Source organism: Kitasatospora sp. SolWspMP-SS2h (genome assembly GCF_003259315.1).
Taxonomy (GTDB): Bacteria; Actinomycetota; Actinomycetes; order Streptomycetales; family Streptomycetaceae; genus Kitasatospora; species Kitasatospora fiedleri.
In genome coordinates, this window is sequence record NZ_QLLT01000014.1 from 114587 (window position 1) to 129599 (window position 15013).

The 15013-nt window shown below is 74.9% G+C and carries 15 protein-coding genes; 5 read left to right on the forward strand and 10 right to left on the reverse strand.

Annotated elements, in window-relative coordinates; translation table 11 throughout:
- Positions 1-53: 53 nt before the first annotated feature.
- The gene (locus tag K353_RS33870) at positions 54-854 is read right to left on the reverse strand and encodes a hypothetical protein (RefSeq protein ID WP_146616508.1); all 801 of its coding nucleotides are present in this window, start codon (positions 852-854) and stop codon (positions 54-56) included.
- A gap of 398 nt (positions 855-1252) precedes the next feature.
- Between K353_RS33870 and K353_RS18915 the strand changes: the two genes are divergently transcribed.
- Complete coding sequence (locus tag K353_RS18915) at positions 1253-3745, forward strand: helicase-associated domain-containing protein (protein ID WP_111554784.1); 2493 nt, start codon at positions 1253-1255, stop codon at positions 3743-3745.
- 16 nt (positions 3746-3761) lie between these two features.
- Here K353_RS18915 and K353_RS34405 read toward each other — a convergent pair whose 3' ends face one another.
- The 3 genes from K353_RS34405 to K353_RS18930 all read right to left on the reverse strand — a co-directional run bounded on the left by K353_RS34405 (position 3762) and on the right by K353_RS18930 (position 5118).
- Complete coding sequence (locus K353_RS34405) at positions 3762-4043, reverse strand: hypothetical protein (RefSeq protein ID WP_033250540.1); 282 nt, start codon at positions 4041-4043, stop codon at positions 3762-3764.
- A gap of 77 nt (positions 4044-4120) precedes the next feature.
- Positions 4121-4657, reverse strand: a complete 537-nt coding sequence (locus tag K353_RS18925) for a hypothetical protein (RefSeq protein WP_111554785.1) — start codon at positions 4655-4657, stop codon at positions 4121-4123.
- 287 nt (positions 4658-4944) lie between these two features.
- Positions 4945-5118 (reverse strand): CsbD family protein, encoded by a 174-nt coding sequence (locus K353_RS18930; protein ID WP_111554786.1) that lies wholly within the window; start codon positions 5116-5118, stop codon positions 4945-4947.
- 150 nt (positions 5119-5268) lie between these two features.
- Here K353_RS18930 and K353_RS18935 point away from each other — a divergent pair, with 150 nt between their 5' ends.
- Together K353_RS18935 and K353_RS18940 are read left to right on the forward strand one after the other, a co-directional pair.
- Positions 5269-5439 (forward strand): hydrophobic protein, encoded by a 171-nt coding sequence (locus K353_RS18935; RefSeq protein WP_100835002.1) that lies wholly within the window; start codon positions 5269-5271, stop codon positions 5437-5439.
- Positions 5440-5815: 376 nt separating this feature from the next.
- Complete coding sequence (locus tag K353_RS18940) at positions 5816-7447, forward strand: DNA repair helicase XPB (protein WP_111554855.1); 1632 nt, start codon at positions 5816-5818, stop codon at positions 7445-7447.
- A gap of 73 nt (positions 7448-7520) precedes the next feature.
- Here K353_RS18940 and K353_RS34410 read toward each other — a convergent pair whose 3' ends face one another.
- Positions 7521-7685, reverse strand: coding sequence for a hypothetical protein (locus tag K353_RS34410; protein ID WP_158585433.1), 165 nt, complete (start codon positions 7683-7685; stop codon positions 7521-7523).
- 317 nt (positions 7686-8002) lie between these two features.
- Here K353_RS34410 and K353_RS18945 point away from each other — a divergent pair, with 317 nt between their 5' ends.
- Entirely contained in the window at positions 8003-10090 is a 2088-nt protein-coding gene (locus K353_RS18945) for an AAA family ATPase (protein WP_111554787.1), read from the forward strand.
- Between the two features lie 78 nt (positions 10091-10168).
- On the opposite strand, the gene K353_RS18950 is transcribed toward K353_RS18945, so the two are convergent.
- Both K353_RS18950 and K353_RS18955 read right to left on the reverse strand, forming a co-directional pair.
- Positions 10169-10855, reverse strand: a complete 687-nt coding sequence (locus K353_RS18950) for a copper homeostasis protein CutC (RefSeq protein ID WP_111554788.1) — start codon at positions 10853-10855, stop codon at positions 10169-10171.
- A 129-nt stretch (positions 10856-10984) separates the two neighbouring features.
- Entirely contained in the window at positions 10985-11365 is a 381-nt protein-coding gene (locus tag K353_RS18955; protein WP_146616509.1) for a hypothetical protein, read from the reverse strand.
- Between K353_RS18955 and K353_RS18960 the strand changes: the two genes are divergently transcribed.
- Positions 11364-11993: a hypothetical protein gene (locus K353_RS18960; protein ID WP_111554856.1), complete on the forward strand. Its 630-nt coding sequence runs from the start codon at positions 11364-11366 to the stop codon at positions 11991-11993. The two genes, K353_RS18955 and K353_RS18960, sit on opposite strands and share 2 nt — an antisense overlap.
- A gap of 99 nt (positions 11994-12092) precedes the next feature.
- Here K353_RS18960 and K353_RS18965 read toward each other — a convergent pair whose 3' ends face one another.
- From K353_RS18965 to groL, 3 genes are all read right to left on the reverse strand, one after another.
- On the reverse strand, positions 12093-12455 hold the full coding sequence (locus tag K353_RS18965) for a hypothetical protein (RefSeq protein WP_111554790.1): 363 nt from the start codon (positions 12453-12455) through the stop codon (positions 12093-12095).
- Between the two features lie 22 nt (positions 12456-12477).
- Positions 12478-13059 carry a Uma2 family endonuclease gene (locus tag K353_RS18970; RefSeq protein WP_370447622.1) on the reverse strand — a complete coding sequence of 194 codons (582 nt, stop codon included), beginning with the start codon at positions 13057-13059 and terminating at the stop codon, positions 12478-12480.
- A 196-nt stretch (positions 13060-13255) separates the two neighbouring features.
- Positions 13256-14878 (reverse strand): chaperonin GroEL, encoded by a 1623-nt coding sequence (gene groL / locus K353_RS18975; RefSeq protein WP_111554792.1) that lies wholly within the window; start codon positions 14876-14878, stop codon positions 13256-13258.
- Positions 14879-15013 lie beyond the last annotated feature (135 nt).

The window sequence follows — 15013 nt, forward strand, 5'->3', positions numbered from 1 at the left end:
TGCTATCCGCCCCGGCGCTCCCGTCCGCCCCGGCGCCACTCCTTGCGGCGGCGCTACCCCTTGCGGCGGCGCAGCGTCACCGCCAGCACGAACAGCGCCGACAGCACCGCCGCGGCCCGCAGGACGGTCGGCGCGGCGGCCCAGGTGGTGGCGCCCGCGTCGCTGCCCGGGGCCAGCGCGCTGCCCCAACGCCCCTTCTCCCGGCCCCAGTTCCACACCGTCAGGCCGGTCACCGTGATCAGCGGGATGCCGAGCACGGCGAACTTCTTCATCAGGTCGGTCCAGCCCTTCGACAGGTACGCCGCCGCCCAGCCGAGCAGCATCACCAGCAGTTGGCCGGTCACCGCCCCGGCCAGCAGCAGCCCCGCGCCGAGCAGCAGCAGCGGCGCGGGCTTGCGGGCGCCCGCCGCACCCGCCGCGACCGCCGCGACCGCCGGGGCGGGCGGGGCCTCGGGCGGGGCCGGGGGCCGGCCGAACAGCGCGCCCAGCAGGAGGCGTCCCAGGCCGGGGCGGGGGCGTCCGGGCTCCGGCGCGGACGGCTCGGCTTCGGGGTCCGCCTCGGGTTCGGGCTCGGGCTCGGGGTCCGGTCCGGGCTCGGGTTCCGCCAGGTCGAAGTACTGCGCGGTCCAGCCGGGCTGCCCGATCCCGAAGTCCGGGGCGTCCGGGTCCTCCGAGTACGCGAAGGCCCGCTCGGCCTCGGACGGCGACGAGGTCCCGGCCCGGAACGCCCCGCCGGACCCGCCGGACCCGCCGGACCCGCCCGCCCCGGTCGGCGGCTTCGGCTTGTCCGGTCCGACGGGCGCGGCGGGCGCCGGGGCGGGTGCGGGCGCCGGTGCGTGGGCGGGTGCGGGCACCGGTGCCCGCGTCGGTTTCGGCGGCGCCTGGGCCGGCACCGCCGGAGGAACGGCCGGAGCCGGAGGGACGGGCGGCGTGGGCGCCGCCGGCCGGGGCAGGTACACGCTCCCCCCGCCCTCCGAGCCGTCCGCCGATCCGCCCTCGCGCCACCACGAGCCGTCCGCCATCGCCCCGCCACCCGCCCTCACGTCCACGTGCCCGCCGCCCACCGAGACGGTACCCACCCCGGACCGCCGGAAGCGAGCCCCGCCCGGTCCCGTCCGCCCCTGCCGCCCGGCCCGCCGGACCCCGGACGTCCGGGCCCGGTGCGGCCCGCACCGCCGGGCGGGGACCGGTTCAGCCCGAGTTCCACCACCGTTCTGGGCCGCGACGGGGGGCGTTGACTAGTCTGGACCGGATGACCGCACCGCAGAGCGCGCCGCGTGGCACCCGCGCCGCCGCACCCCGCACCCTGGCCGAGGAACTCCGCGGCCGGGAGGACGGGGCCGTCGCCGCGCTGCTCCGGGCCCGCCCCGACCTGCTGAACCCGGTGCCGACCGACCTCACCCAGCTGTCCGCGCGGCTCTCCAGCCGGGCGTCCGTGCTGCGCGCCCTGGAGCGGCTCGACCGGTTCACCCTGCAGGTCGCCGAGGCGCTGGCCGCCGCCCCCGAGGGCGCGTCCGAGGCCACCGTGCGGAACCTGCTGACCGGGCCCGCCCGGGTCAAGCCGCACCCCGGCGCCGCACCCGTCGACCGGGCCGCCGTCACCGCCGCGCTGCCCGCCGCGCTCGCCCGGCTGCGCGAACAGGCCCTGCTGTGGGGCCCGGACTCCGCGCTGCGCCTGGTCCTCGCCGTCCGCGAGGCGCTCGCCCCCAGCGCCCTCAACCCGGGCCGCACCGGCCTCGGCCCGACCTTCGCCGACGCCACCGCCGGCATGTCGCCCGCCCGCCTCCAGCAGCTGCTGGCCGGCACCGGCCTGCCGCCCACCCCCGACCCGGTCACCGCCGTCGCCGCGCTCACCGCCCTGCTCGGCGACCGCAAGCGGCTGGGCGCGCTGCTCGACCAGGCCCCGCCCGCCGCCCCCGGCCTGCTCGAACGGCTGGTCTGGGGCCCGCCCACCGGCACCGTCCCGGACGCCGCCCGGCAGGTCACCGCCGAGGACGCCCGCGGCCCCGTCGAGTGGCTGCTCGCCCGCGGCCTGCTGCTGCCCTCCAGCCCCGGCTCCGTCGTGCTGCCCCGCGAGCTCGCCCTGCACCTGCGCGGCGGACGCACCCACCGCGGCGTCGACCCGGCCCCGCCCGCCGTCGCCCCCGTCGTCGAGCGCGACCCGGCCACCGCCGACCGCACCGCCGCCGGGCAGGCCGGCACCGCCGTCCGCCTGGTCGAGGAACTCCTCGAAGCCTGGAGCCTCACCCCGCCGCCCACCCTGCGGGCCGGCGGCCTGGGCGTGCGCGACCTCAAGCGGGCCGCCGCCCTGCTGGAGAGCTCCGAGCCGGACGCCGCGTTCTGGATCGAACTCGCCCACACCGCAGGCCTGGTGGCCCCCGACGGCGAGGCGGACGAGGTCTGGGCTCCGACCCCCGGGTACGACGCCTGGCTCCAGCAGGACACCGCCGAACGCTGGACCGTGCTCGCCCGCGCCTGGCTCGCCGCCACCCGGGTCGGACGCCTCACCGGCACCCCCGACGGCAAGGGCCGCCCGCGCGCCGCCCTCGGCCCCGAACTCGACCGCACCCTCGCCCCGTCGGTGCGCCGCGCCGTCCTGACCCGGCTCGCCGAACTCCCGCCCGGCACCGCCGCCGGCGCCGACGCCCTGCTGCCCGCCCTGCGCTGGCACCGCCCGCTGCGCGGCGGCCCGGTCGGCGCGGACGGCCGCGACCTGCGCGACCAGCTCGCCGAGTGGACCCTGCACGAGGCTGAACTGCTCGGCGCCACCGGCCGCGGCGCCCTCGCCGCCCACACCCGCGCCCTGCTCGCCGGCACCGACCCGGCACCCGTCCTCGCCCCGCTGCTGCCCGAACCGCTCGACCACGTCATCCTGCAGCCCGACCTCACCGCGATCGCCCCCGGCCCGCTGCTCACCCCGCTCGCCCAGGCCCTCGCGCTGGCCGCCGACATCGAGTCCAAGGGCGGCGCGACCGTCTACCGCTTCACCCCCGACTCGGTCCGCCGCGCCCTCGACGCCGGACGCACCGCCGCCGACCTGCGGGCGTTCCTGGCCCAGCACTCCCGCACGCCCGTCCCGCAGCCGCTCGCCTACCTGATCGACGACGTGGCCCGCCGGCACGGCATCCTCCGGGTCGGCGCCGCCTCCTCCTACCTGCGGTGCGACGACCCCCGGCTGCTCGACGAGGTCCTCGCCGACCGGCGCGCCGCCGAACTGCGCCTGCGGCTGCTCGCCCCCACCGTGCTCGCCGCCCAGGCCGGGCCGGAGACCCTGCTCTCCGTCCTGCGCACCATGGGCTACGCGCCCGCCGCGGAGTCCGCCGAGGGCGACGTCGTGATCACCCGCCCCGACAGCCGCCGCACCCCGCCGCGCACCCCGCCCCTGCCCGTCCCGGACGGCCCCGCCCGCCCCGACGACGCCCTGCTCACCGCCGCCGTCCGCGCCATCCGGGCCGGCGACCGGGCCGCGACCGCCGTCCGCAAGGACGCCGTGGCCGGCCCCGCGGCGAGCGCGGCCGTCCCGCGCACCGCCGCCGCCGACACCCTCGCCGCCCTGCAGACCGCCGTCCTGCTCGGCGAACGCATGTGGATCGGCTACATCAACGCCGAGGGACTCTCCTCCCAGCGCGTCATCGACCCCGTCAAGGTCGAGGGCGGCTTCGTCACCGCCTACGACCACCTCTCCGACGAGGTCCGCACCTTCGCCCTGCACCGGATCACCGGCGTCGCCGAGGTCGAGGAGTAGCCCGCGCCGCGCCCGCCTACTTGCCGGCGGCCTGCTTCGCGTCCTCCTCCGCCTTCTGCTTCTTCGCCTCGTCCACGATCGCGTGCGGGTCCGGCATCTTCGGCTCGACGCCCGTCAGCAGGCCGGTGCCGGTGAAGGCGACGGTGCCGATCAGACCACCGGGCTGACCGATGTCGGCGACCTGGTCGAGGGCCATGGCCTCGGTGTCCGCGGCGTGGGCGGGCGCCGCCCCGAGGGCGGTGGCGAGGGCCGCGCCGGAGAGCGCCAGGCCGGCCAGGAATCGGTTGGGCTTGATCATGCCCTGCCCAACGAGCGAACCCCCCGCAGGTCACTCCCCCGCCCGGCCCGTCCGCCCGGCTCCCGGAGTCCGTGCGGTCAGACGATGTTCAGGGTGTGGACCGCGCCCAGGCTGCTGACGCTGCCGGCCCCCAGGGTGCAGGCGGTGATCTGGGTGGAGGGGGAGGTCATGGTCTCCACGACGGCGTGGCCGGCGAGCAGGCCGCTGGTGACGGTGCCGGTGAAGGTGTTGGTGAACACCGCCCCGGCGAGGTTGGAGACGCGCTGGGTGGTGACGGTGCTCTGCTGCCCGTCGCTCCAGTGGATCGTCCAGGACACCTGGGCGGTCGCGAGCAGTTGCAGGCAGGAGCGCTGGGTGACGTTGCTGTCGTCGTGGGTGCCGCCGGTGACGGCCGCGGCGGTGCCGGTGCCCACGCACGGCCCGTACACCTGGTGGATGGTGCGCGTGGTGGTGGTCGGGCTCAGGGTGATCGGGGGGTCGTAGGTGGTGGTGGAGGACGAGGCGCAGGTCAGGGTGGAGAGCGGGGCCGCGTGCGCGGGGCCGAGCTGTCCGACCGGCAGCAGGACCGCGGCGCCGGCCAGCGCGGTGAGCGTTCGCCTCAGGTGCGTGCGCATGGTGGAGCGCTCCTTCCCGGTGGGGGCGGAGGCGCCCCGTTGGCGTTTCCGCCCCTCTCCGGGCATCGTTCCCGCCGGTCACCGGTCGGGACAGCCGTCCGGCTGCCGGTGGGGCGGGTGACGTCCCCTGGGAGCGGAGGGGCGAAGCAGGCGCACACCGGGAGCGCGTGCCGAACCGTCCACGCCCTCCCCGTCCGCCCGCCCGGGCGAAGGACCGTCCGCGACGCGTGTGTGGGGCCCACCCGACGGCCGGGTGGGCCCCACACACGCGTCGCGGACGGCCGCGGTCAGTCCTTGAACGCGTCCTTGACGTGCTCGCCGGCCTGCTTGAGGTCGCCCTTGGCCTTGTCGGCCTTGCCCTCGGCCTCCAGCCGCTCGTTGCCGACGGCCTTGCCGGTGGTCTCCTTGACGGCGCCCTTGGCCTTGTCCGCCATGTTCTCGATCTTGTCACCCGTGCTCATCGCGTCCTCCTCGTCGCTGCTCGCCTACCCCGGTGCCCCCACCGTGGTGTCGGACCCAGCGCATGCCCGCCCGGACGGTTCTGATTCATGTGAATATTCGGCCGACTCAGGGGCATCCGGCGCTCCGACAACGACTGCGTGGAGGTCACCATGGTTCCCCTTCTTCTCGTCCTGCTGCTGGCCCTGATCCTGTTCGGCGCCGGCTTCGCGCTCAAGGCCCTGTGGTGGGTCGCGATCATCGTGCTGGTGGTCTGGGTGGTCGGCTTCGTCGCCCGCGGCACCAACGCCGGCGGCAGCCGCGGCCGCTGGTACCGCTGGTAACCGAACACCACACCGGCACCAGGACGACCAGGCATCCGGCGGGGCCCGCGCACCAGCGCGGGCCCCGCTCCCGTACGCCCACCCGCCCCGCCGCGACCGACCACCGGACCGCGACCCCGCGCCGACCGGCCGAACGGGGCCCGCAGGCATGCGACGGCGATCCACGGGTTAGGCGTCCTCGCGGCGGGGCGGGGCCGTCTCCGCGTCCTGAACCAGCGCGACCTCCGGGCCCCGCCCCGCCGACTCCGCACCGACGACCGCCACCGACCGGTTCCACCGCCGGGCCCCTGCGCGCCCACGACCGGACGGCGGCCCCTGAGTGCCCCGCCGATGCGGCACACTGGAGGTTTGGCCCGCGCGGAAGGGGATGCACAGCGTGGACGGACCGCTGATCGTGCAGAGCGACAAGACGCTGCTGTTGGAGGTCGATCACTCGCAGGCGGCGGAGTGCCGGCGGGCGATCGCGCCGTTCGCCGAGCTGGAGCGGGCGCCGGAGCACGTGCACACGTACCGGGTGACGCCGCTGGGGCTGTGGAACGCGCGGGCGGCGGGGCACGACGCGGAGCAGGTGGTGGACGCGCTGGTGAAGTACTCGCGCTACCCGGTGCCGCACGCCCTGCTGGTGGACGTCGCGGACACCATGGCGCGCTATGGGCGGCTGCAGTTGCAGAAGCACCCGGTGCACGGGCTGGTGCTGACCACCACCGACCGGCCGGTGCTGGAGGAGGTGCTGCGCTCGAAGAAGATCGTGCCGCTGGTGGGGGCCCGGGTCGATCCGGACACCGTGCTGGTGCACCCCTCGGAGCGCGGGCAGGTCAAGCAGGTGCTGCTGAAGCTGGGCTGGCCGGCCGAGGACCACGCCGGGTACGTGGACGGCGAGGCGCACCCGATCGAGCTGCGGGAGGACGGCTGGCAGCTGCGCCCGTACCAGCGGCACGCGGTGGACGGGTTCTGGCACGGCGGCTCCGGCGTGGTCGTGCTGCCGTGCGGCGCGGGCAAGACGCTGGTGGGCGCGGCGGCGATGGCGGAGGCCAAGTCGACCACGCTGATCCTGGTGACCAACACCGTCTCGGCCCGGCAGTGGAAGCACGAGCTGGTGAAGCGGACCTCGCTGACCGAGGACGAGATCGGCGAGTACAGCGGCACCCGCAAGGAGATCCGCCCGGTCACCATCGCCACCTACCAGGTGATGACGACCAAGCGGAAGGGCGTGTACGCGCACCTGGAGCTGTTCGACGCCCGCAACTGGGGCCTGGTGGTGTACGACGAGGTGCACCTGCTGCCCGCGCCGGTGTTCAAGTTCACCGCCGACCTGCAGGCCCGCCGCCGGCTCGGCCTGACCGCGACGCTGGTGCGCGAGGACGGCCGGGAGGGCGACGTGTTCTCGCTGATCGGCCCGAAGCGGTTCGACGCCCCGTGGAAGGAGATCGAGGCGCAGGGCTACATCGCGCCCGCCGACTGCTGCGAGGTGCGGGTGACGCTGACCGACTCCGAGCGCCTGGCGTACGCGACGGCCGAGCCGGAGGAGAAGTACCGGTTCTGCTCGACCACGGCGACCAAGCGCCGGGTGGTGGAGCGGCTGGTGAAGAAGCACGCGGGCGACCAGACCCTGGTGATCGGCCAGTACATCGACCAGCTGGACGAGCTGGGCGAGGCGCTGGACGCCCCGGTGATCAAGGGCGAGACCTCGAACGCCCAGCGGGAGAAGCTGTTCGAGGCGTTCCGGTCGAAGGAGATCGGCGTGCTGGTGGTCTCGAAGGTCGCGAACTTCTCGATCGACCTGCCGGAGGCCACCGTCGCGATCCAGGTGTCGGGGACGTTCGGCTCCCGCCAGGAGGAGGCCCAGCGGCTGGGCCGGGTGCTGCGCCCGAAGGCGGACGGGCACGCGGCGCACTTCTACTCGGTGGTCGCCCGGGACACCGTCGACCAGGACTTCGCGGCGCACCGCCAGCGCTTCCTGGCCGAGCAGGGCTACGCGTACCGGATCGTCGACGCGGACGACCTGTAGCCTCCGGCCGGCTCGTCGGCCCGCAGCTGGTCGGCTGGTCGGCCGGCCGGCTCGACGGATCGTCGGCCTTCGGTCAGAGCCTGACGCCGTCGCGCCCGAGGAAGAGCACGCGCGCGGCGGTGTCGAGCACGATGCCGACGTTGCGGACGGCGTTGGCCACCGGGTGGCGGCGGCGCTCCGCGGCGGGATGGGCGCCGTGGACGCCGTTGAGCTGGGGGTTCACTCGTTCGGTCCTCATGTCTCCACGGTAGGTTCACGAACGGGGCCGGCGCATCGGCCCAAAGGCCCGAGCCCGCGGTGGCGCGTCTCGTCCCCGGGGTGTACGTCCCCCTACCCCGGTACCGGGGGGCTCCCCCAGGGGACGGGCCCGGAAAAGGATTCGCACCCGGTGGGCTCCGGGTCTAAGATCGTCCGTCTGCCCCTCCCGAACCGTGGTGCCAGCGTCTCCGGCAGCCGTGGGAGTGCCGGCCGCTCGGGAACCGGCCGGTGTCCTTTCACCGTGAGCCCAGACGAGTCCGCCGCCCCCCTTCTGCCGGGCGGCCGGGAAGGTCCGCCGTGCACTCCCCCACCCCCACCGACACGCTCGCCGCCGACACCGATCCGCTCGGCCGCGAACGCTCCCACCTGGCCGCCTCCCGGGCCGCGCTGAAGGCGATGCGCGAGGACGTCGAGGCGCTCGACCTGCGCGACGTGGCGGGCACCTGGGTCTCCGCCCAGGTGCTGCAGCGGCAGGTCGACGAGCGGATCAAGGCGCTGGCCGACCTCGCGCACACCCCGCTGTTCTTCGGCCGCCTCGACTACCTGCACGCGATCAGCACGTCCGAGTCCGAGGGCGGCGGCGGCGAGCGCTTCTACATCGGCCGCCGGCACGTGCACGACGCCGGCGGCGACCCGATGGTGATCGACTGGCGCGCCCCGGTCTCCCAGCCGTTCTACCGGGCCAGCCGCACCGAGCCGATGGACGTCGCCAAGCGCCGCCGGTTCGGCTACACCGGCGGCGAGCTGACCGCCTACGAGGACGAGAACCTCTCCGACCCAGACGAGGCCGACACCCGCTCCGCCCTGCTCGCCGCCGAGATCGAGAAGCCCCGCGTCGGCCCGATGCGCGACATCGTCGCCACCATCCAGCCCGAGCAGGACGAGATCGTCCGCGCCGACGTCACCGGCACCATCTGCGTCCAGGGCGCCCCCGGCACCGGGAAGACCGCCGTCGGCCTGCACCGCGTCGCCTACCTGCTGTACGCGCACCGCGAGCGCCTGGCCCGCACCGGCACCCTGGTGGTCGGCCCGAACCGCTCCTTCCTCCAGTACATCGAGCAGGTGCTGCCCGCCCTCGGCGAGCTGGACGTCGCCCAGGCCACCGTGCAGGAGCTGGTCGGCCACGTCGAGGTCCGCGGCACCGACGGCGCCGGCACCGCCCGGATCAAGGGCGACGCCCGGATGGCCCGCGTCCTGCGCAACGCGGTACGGGCCGGCATCACGCTGCCCACCGAGCCCTGCGTGGTCGTCCGCGGCTCCCGCCGCTGGCGGGTGCCCGCGTACGAACTGGAGGAGATCGTAAGGGAGTTGATGGACCGGGAGATCCGCTACGGAGCCGCCCTGGAGGCGCTGCCGCAGCGGATCGCGCACGCCGTGCTGGTGAAGATGGAGCAGGGCGGCGAGGCCCCGGACGACCGGGTGCAGGACGCCGTCGCCCGCAACGCGGCGGTCAAGGCCACCGTCAAAGCGTGCTGGCCCGCCGTCGACCCGGTCAAGCTGGTGCACCGGCTGCTCAGCGACGCCGACTTCCTGGCCGGAGCGGCGGACGGCGTGCTGGACGCCGACGAGCAGGCCGCCCTGCTCTGGGCCAAGCCCCCGCGCTCCGCCCGCACCGCGCCCTGGTCCGCCGCCGACGCCGTGCTGATCGACGAGGCCGCCGACCTGGTGCACCGCACCCCCTCGCTCGGCCACGTGGTCGTCGACGAGGCCCAGGACCTCTCCCCCATGCAGTACCGGGCGGTCGGCCGCCGCTGCACCACCGGCTCGGCGACCGTCCTCGGCGACCTCGCCCAGGGCACCACCCCGTGGGCCACCGGCAGCTGGCCGGAGGCCCTGCACCACCTCGGCAAGGACGGCGCGCACGTCGAGGAGCTGACCCAGGGCTTCCGCGTCCCCGGCGAGGTGATCGCCTACGCCTCCCGGCTGCTCCCCGCGATCGCCCCCGGCCTGGCCCCCGCCACCTCGGTCCGCGACCTGCCCGGCTCGCTCGTCCTCCGGCACGTCCCGGAGGGGCCGGAGGGGCCGGACGGGCTGGACGCGGCCGTCCTGGCCGCCTGCCGCGCGGCGCTCGGCCACGAGGGCTCGGTCGGCCTGATCGCCGCGGACGGCCGCGTCCCGGCGCTCACCGCGGCGCTCACCGCCGCGGGGCTGCCCTTCCTCGACCCCGGCACCGAGACCACCGCCGAGGCCCGCCTCACCCTCGTCCCGGCCTCGCTCGCCAAGGGCCTCGAGTACGACCACGTGGTCCTCGACGAACCCGCCGCGATCGTCGCGGGCGAGCCCGACCACCGCACCGGCCTGCGCCGCCTCTACGTCTCGCTGACCCGCGCGGTCTCCGGCCTGACGGTGCTGCACGCGCAGCCGCTGCCGGCCGAACTGGCCTAGCGTTCAGGGGCGCGGGGAGAACCGCCGCACCCGCCGCAGCGCGTTCAGGGGCGCGGGCTCCCCCGCGCCCCTACCGGCTCAGGTGCCGATGAGCTCGCGCCACTGCGCGACCTTCGCCGGGTCGACCGCGCCCGCCCAGCCGCCCTCGCGGACCGCGCCGCCGATGTGGAAGGCGTCGAAGCCCGCGGCGCGCAGCTCGGGGACGTGCTCGGCGCGCAGGCCGCCGCCGACCAGGATCCGCGGACGGTAGCCGGGCTCGCCGGACTTGGCGAGTTCGCCGAGCAGGACCTCGCGGCCCGCGTCGACGCCGCCGGCCGCGCCGGAGGTGAGGAAGGTGTCGAGGCCGGGGAGGTCGGCGACGGCGGCGCGGACCTCGGAGCGGTCGGCGCTGTGGTCGATCGCCCGGTGGAAGGTCCAGCGGCAGCCGGAGACGGCCTCGGCGACGGCCCGGGTCGCGGCGAGGTCGACCGCGCCCTCGGGGGTGAGGAAGCCGAGCACGAACTCCTCGGCGCCCTCGGCCCGCAGCGCGGCGGTGCGGGCGAGCAGGTCGTCGAGGTCGCCGGGGGTGAAGCCGTCGCGGATGCGGAGCATGACCCGCAGCGGGAGGTCGACGGCGGCGCGGATCGCGGCGAAGTCCCTGGTGGTGGGGGTGAGCCCGTCGGCGGCCATGTCGGTGACCAGTTCGAGGCGGTCGGCGCCGCCCGACTCGGCGGCCCGGGCGTCCTGGGGGGTCAGCGCGATGACTTCGAACATTGGTCTAGACATATCGGATAGCCTGCCACATCGGCAGGCGGCGGGCGAGCCCCCGCCGCCGTTCGGCCCCGCTTCTCCCGCCGATCGCGTACCGGCCGCGCCCCGTTGGCGCACCGTTCGTCCGGCGCACCGTTCGTCCCACTAGGAGAGTTCCGCCAGCCCCTCGGAACCGTCCAGACCGTCCAGACCGTCCGGGCCGTCCGGGCCGTTCCGTTCCTCCCGGGCCTCCTGGCCGGCCGACAGCGCCTGTCCGGTGAGCAGCAGCCCGAGCGCGCCGGCCGCCGCCAGCGGCGCCAGCCGCCACATCCCGCCGACCTGCTCCCAGAGGCTGAACAGGCCGAACCAGGCGGTCAGCGGCAGGACAGCCAGGCCGATCGCCGCGGGCAGCAGCCGCTCGCGGGCGGCGCACAGGAGCAGCAGCAGCGGGGCGAGCAGGAGCAGCAGCGGCATCCACCCCTCCATCAGGTTCCAGGTGTCGTAGCCGCCCTGAGCCCTCGTCCGGGGGAGCACAATGGCCGCCATGACCGCACCGCTGTCCGCGCGCTGGCACGACCTGCTCACCCGCTGCGGAGCCACCGCCGATCCCGAGCCCTACGCCCGCGACCTGCTCGCCCGCTGGGCCGAGCCGCAGCGCCGCTACCACACCACCACCCACCTGGAGGCCGTCCTCGACCGCGTCGACGAACTCGCCGCCCGCGCCGACGACCCCGACGCCGTCCGCCTCGCCGCCTGGTTCCACGACGCCGTCTACCGCCCCGACCGCTCCGAGAACGAGGAACGCAGCGCCGCCCTCGCCCGCCGCGCCCTGCGCGAGGCCGGCCTGCCCGAACCCCTGGTCCACGAGGTCGACCGCCTGGTCCGGCTCACCGCCGACCACCACCCCGCCCCCGGCGACCGCAACGGCGAAGTCCTCTGCGACGCCGACCTCGCCGTCCTCGGCGGCCCGCCCGAGGCGTACGCCGCCTACGCCGCCGCCGTCCGCGACGAGTACTCCTTCGTTCCCCCGGACGCCTTCCGCGCGGGCCGCGCCGCGATCCTGCGCGGGCTCCTCGCCCTCCCCGCCCTCTACCGCACCCCCGAGGCCCGCGCCCGCTACGACGCCCCGGCCCGCCGCAACCTGCACGCGGAACTCGCCGGCCTCGAACGCTGACCCGCCCCGCACCGCTGCGGTCCCGGACGCCGGCCGCACGCCTGCCGCACCGGCGGCCCCGCCGCCGTCAGCCGGGCCGCTCCGGCGGGTCGACCAGGATCACACCAGCCCCCCGACCGGAGCCACCACCACGCCGCGCTTGCCGCACACCCAGTGCGGGTCCGGCCCCAGCTCGGGCTCGACCCCGAGCGCGTGCGGGTCGTCCTCCTCCACCGCGCACGCGGTGCACAGCGGCCATCGCCCGTACGACTCCAACAGCGCGTCCTGCACGTCCTGCGCGATCAGCCCGAGCACGAACTCCCGTCCGTCCGGCCACTGTTCGAGCCACCAGCGGCGGTGCGTCACGGCGTCCTCCACCAGCGAGACGATCGGCGCGTCGGCGACGTCCCGGGCGGTGAGGTCGGCGAGGATCAGCGCCCGCGCGTTGTGCAGGGCGGTTTCGAGGTCGGGGCTACTGGCCATCCGCCCATTGTCCCGCACCCGGCTACGGCACCGGGAAGCCCGACGTGTCCAGCTCGATCCCGAACGGCTCGGGCAGCTCGACCGGCTTGCCGAACGGCACCCGCACGCTCTGCCCGTACGCGCCGTCGGAGGGTTCGGAGTAGAGCGTCACCGTCGGCCCCGGCTGGTCGAAGCGGTCGATCAGCAGGTAGAGCGGGACGGGCGCGTGCGCGTAGCCCCAGAGCTTCTTCGTCCGGTCCTGCCGGGCCGTGCTACGCGAGGTGATCTCGACGGCCAGCAGGATGTCCGACGCGTCGATCGGCGCGTTGTCCTCCCCGGCGAGGAGCGTCTCGTCCACCACGACCAGGTCGGGGATGTACAGCTTCTCCAGCCTGGCGATCTGTGTTCCGAGGGTCTGGTAGACGCCGACCTCGTCGGACAGGTGCCGCACGAGGGCCCGGTGGATCTTCTCGGCGATGCGGTTGTGCTGATTGTCCGGCGGTGGCACCAACTGGATCCGGCCTCCCTCGATCTCGGTGCGCCAGCCCTCGGGGGCGTCCAGCTCCCGCCAGGTGTCCAGCAGGTAGGACCACTGCTGGTCCGACTCGACCGCCATGACCGCCATCGTCGGCCTCCCCTCTTCCTCATGACGCTGTTCGCCCTCAAGGTAGTCGGGCCCGAGGCCGCCGAAACCGTCCATGGCCCCAGCGTCCCACGAAGGGGTGACCCCGGCGAGAACGCCGTGAGGGCGGCCTCCCGAAGGAGGCCGCCCTCACGGCGTGAGACTGACCGATCCGGGCCGGTGGGAACCGGCGGGCGGATCAGAAGTCCATGTCACCGCCCGGCATGCCGCCGCCGGCGGCCGCGGCGGCCTTCTCCGGCTTGTCGGCGATGACGGCCTCGGTGGTGAGGAAGAGCGCCGCGATGGAGGCGGCGTTCTGCAGGGCGGAGCGGGTGACCTTGGCGGGGTCGATGATGCCGGAGGCGACCAGGTCGACGTACTCGTTGGTCGCGGCGTTCAGGCCGTGGCCGGCGGGCAGGTTGCGGACCTTCTCGACCACGACGCCGCCCTCGAGGCCGGCGTTGGTGGCGATCTGCTTGATCGGGGCCTCCAGGGCCACGCGGACGATGTTGGCACCGGTGGCCTCGTCGCCCTCCAGCTCCAGCTTCTCGAACGCGACACCGGCCTGGAGCAGGGCGACGCCGCCACCGGCGACGATGCCCTCCTCGACGGCGGCCTTGGCGTTGCGCACCGCGTCCTCGATGCGGTGCTTGCGCTCCTTGAGCTCGACCTCGGTCGCGGCGCCGGCCTTGATGACGGCCACGCCGCCCGCGAGCTTCGCCAGGCGCTCCTGGAGCTTCTCGCGGTCGTAGTCCGAGTCGGAGTTCTCGATCTCGGCGCGGATCTGGTTGACCCGGCCGGCGACCTGGTCGCTGTCGCCGCCGCCGTCGACGATGGTGGTCTCGTCCTTGGTGATGACGACCTTGCGGGCGGTGCCCAGCAGGTCCAGGCCGGCGTTCTCCAGCTTGAGGCCGACCTCCTCGGAGATCACGGTGCCGCCGGTCAGGATGGCGATGTCGCCGAGCATGGCCTTGCGGCGGTCGCCGAAGCCCGGGGCCTTGACGGCGACGGACTTGAAGGTGCCGCGGATCTTGTTCACGACCAGGGTGGAGAGGGCCTCGCCCTCGACGTCCTCGGCGATGATGACGAGCGGCTTGCCGCTCTGCATGACCTTCTCCAGCAGCGGGAGGAGGTCCTTGACCGAGGAGATCTTGGAGTTGGCGATGAGGATGTACGGGTCCTCGAAGCTCGCCTCCATGCGCTCCAGGTCGGTGGCGAAGTAGGCGGAGATGTAGCCCTTGTCGAAGCGCATGCCCTCGGTGAGCTCGAGCTCCAGGCCGAAGGTGTTGCTCTCCTCGACGGTGATGACGCCTTCCTTGCCGACCTTGTCCATGGCCTCGGCGATGAGCTCGCCGATCTGGGTGTCGGCGGCCGAGATGGAGGCGGTGGAGGCGATCTGCTCCTTGGTCTCCACGTCCTTGGCCTGGGCCAGCAGCTGGTCGGAGACGGCGGCGACGGCCTTCTCGATGCCGCGCTTGAGGGCCATCGGGTTGGCGCCGGCGGCGACGTTGCGCAGACCCTCGCGGACGAGCGCCTGGGCCAGCACGGTGGCGGTGGTGGTGCCGTCACCCGCGACGTCGTCGGTCTTCTTGGCGACCTCCTTGACCAGCTCGGCGCCGATCTTCTCGTACGGGTCCTCGAGCTCGATCTCCTTGGCGATGGAGACACCGTCGTTGGTGATCGTGGGGGCGCCCCACTTCTTCTCCAGGACGACGTTGCGACCCTTGGGGCCGAGCGTGACCTTCACGGCGTCGGCAAGCTGGTTCATGCCACGCTCAAGGCCGCGGCGGGCTTCCTCGTCAAAGGCGATGATCTTGGCCATCAGAAGTGGTCCTCCGGGACACGGTCGACTGCTCGGACCAAGGGGTGCCCGCGACGGACGGCCCAGGAGAGCGGGGGTCCCTTCCCCTACCGCTTCCGGGGCCTCACCGGCCCGGTCCGTTTGTCACTCTCACGC

Bases quoted from the DNA above. Each gene is read 5' to 3' on its own strand.
- K353_RS18915 (WP_111554784.1), top strand. From the start codon at position 1,253: ATGACCGCACCGCAGAGCGCGCCGCGTGGCACCCGCGCCGCCGCACCC.
- K353_RS18925 (WP_111554785.1), bottom strand. From the start codon at position 4,657: ATGCGCACGCACCTGAGGCGAACGCTCACCGCGCTGGCCGGCGCCGCG.
- groL (WP_111554792.1), bottom strand. From the start codon at position 14,878: ATGGCCAAGATCATCGCCTTTGACGAGGAAGCCCGCCGCGGCCTTGAG.
- K353_RS18935 (WP_100835002.1), top strand. From the start codon at position 5,269: ATGGTTCCCCTTCTTCTCGTCCTGCTGCTGGCCCTGATCCTGTTCGGC.
- K353_RS34405 (WP_033250540.1), bottom strand. From the start codon at position 4,043: ATGATCAAGCCCAACCGATTCCTGGCCGGCCTGGCGCTCTCCGGCGCG.
- K353_RS18970 (WP_370447622.1), bottom strand. From the start codon at position 13,059: ATGGCGGTCATGGCGGTCGAGTCGGACCAGCAGTGGTCCTACCTGCTG.
- K353_RS34410 (WP_158585433.1), bottom strand. From the start codon at position 7,685: ATGAGGACCGAACGAGTGAACCCCCAGCTCAACGGCGTCCACGGCGCC.
- K353_RS18930 (WP_111554786.1), bottom strand. From the start codon at position 5,118: ATGAGCACGGGTGACAAGATCGAGAACATGGCGGACAAGGCCAAGGGC.
- K353_RS18960 (WP_111554856.1), top strand. From the start codon at position 11,364: ATGACCGCACCGCTGTCCGCGCGCTGGCACGACCTGCTCACCCGCTGC.
- K353_RS18965 (WP_111554790.1), bottom strand. From the start codon at position 12,455: ATGGCCAGTAGCCCCGACCTCGAAACCGCCCTGCACAACGCGCGGGCG.
- K353_RS18955 (WP_146616509.1), bottom strand. From the start codon at position 11,365: ATGGCGGCCATTGTGCTCCCCCGGACGAGGGCTCAGGGCGGCTACGAC.
- K353_RS18950 (WP_111554788.1), bottom strand. From the start codon at position 10,855: ATGTCTAGACCAATGTTCGAAGTCATCGCGCTGACCCCCCAGGACGCC.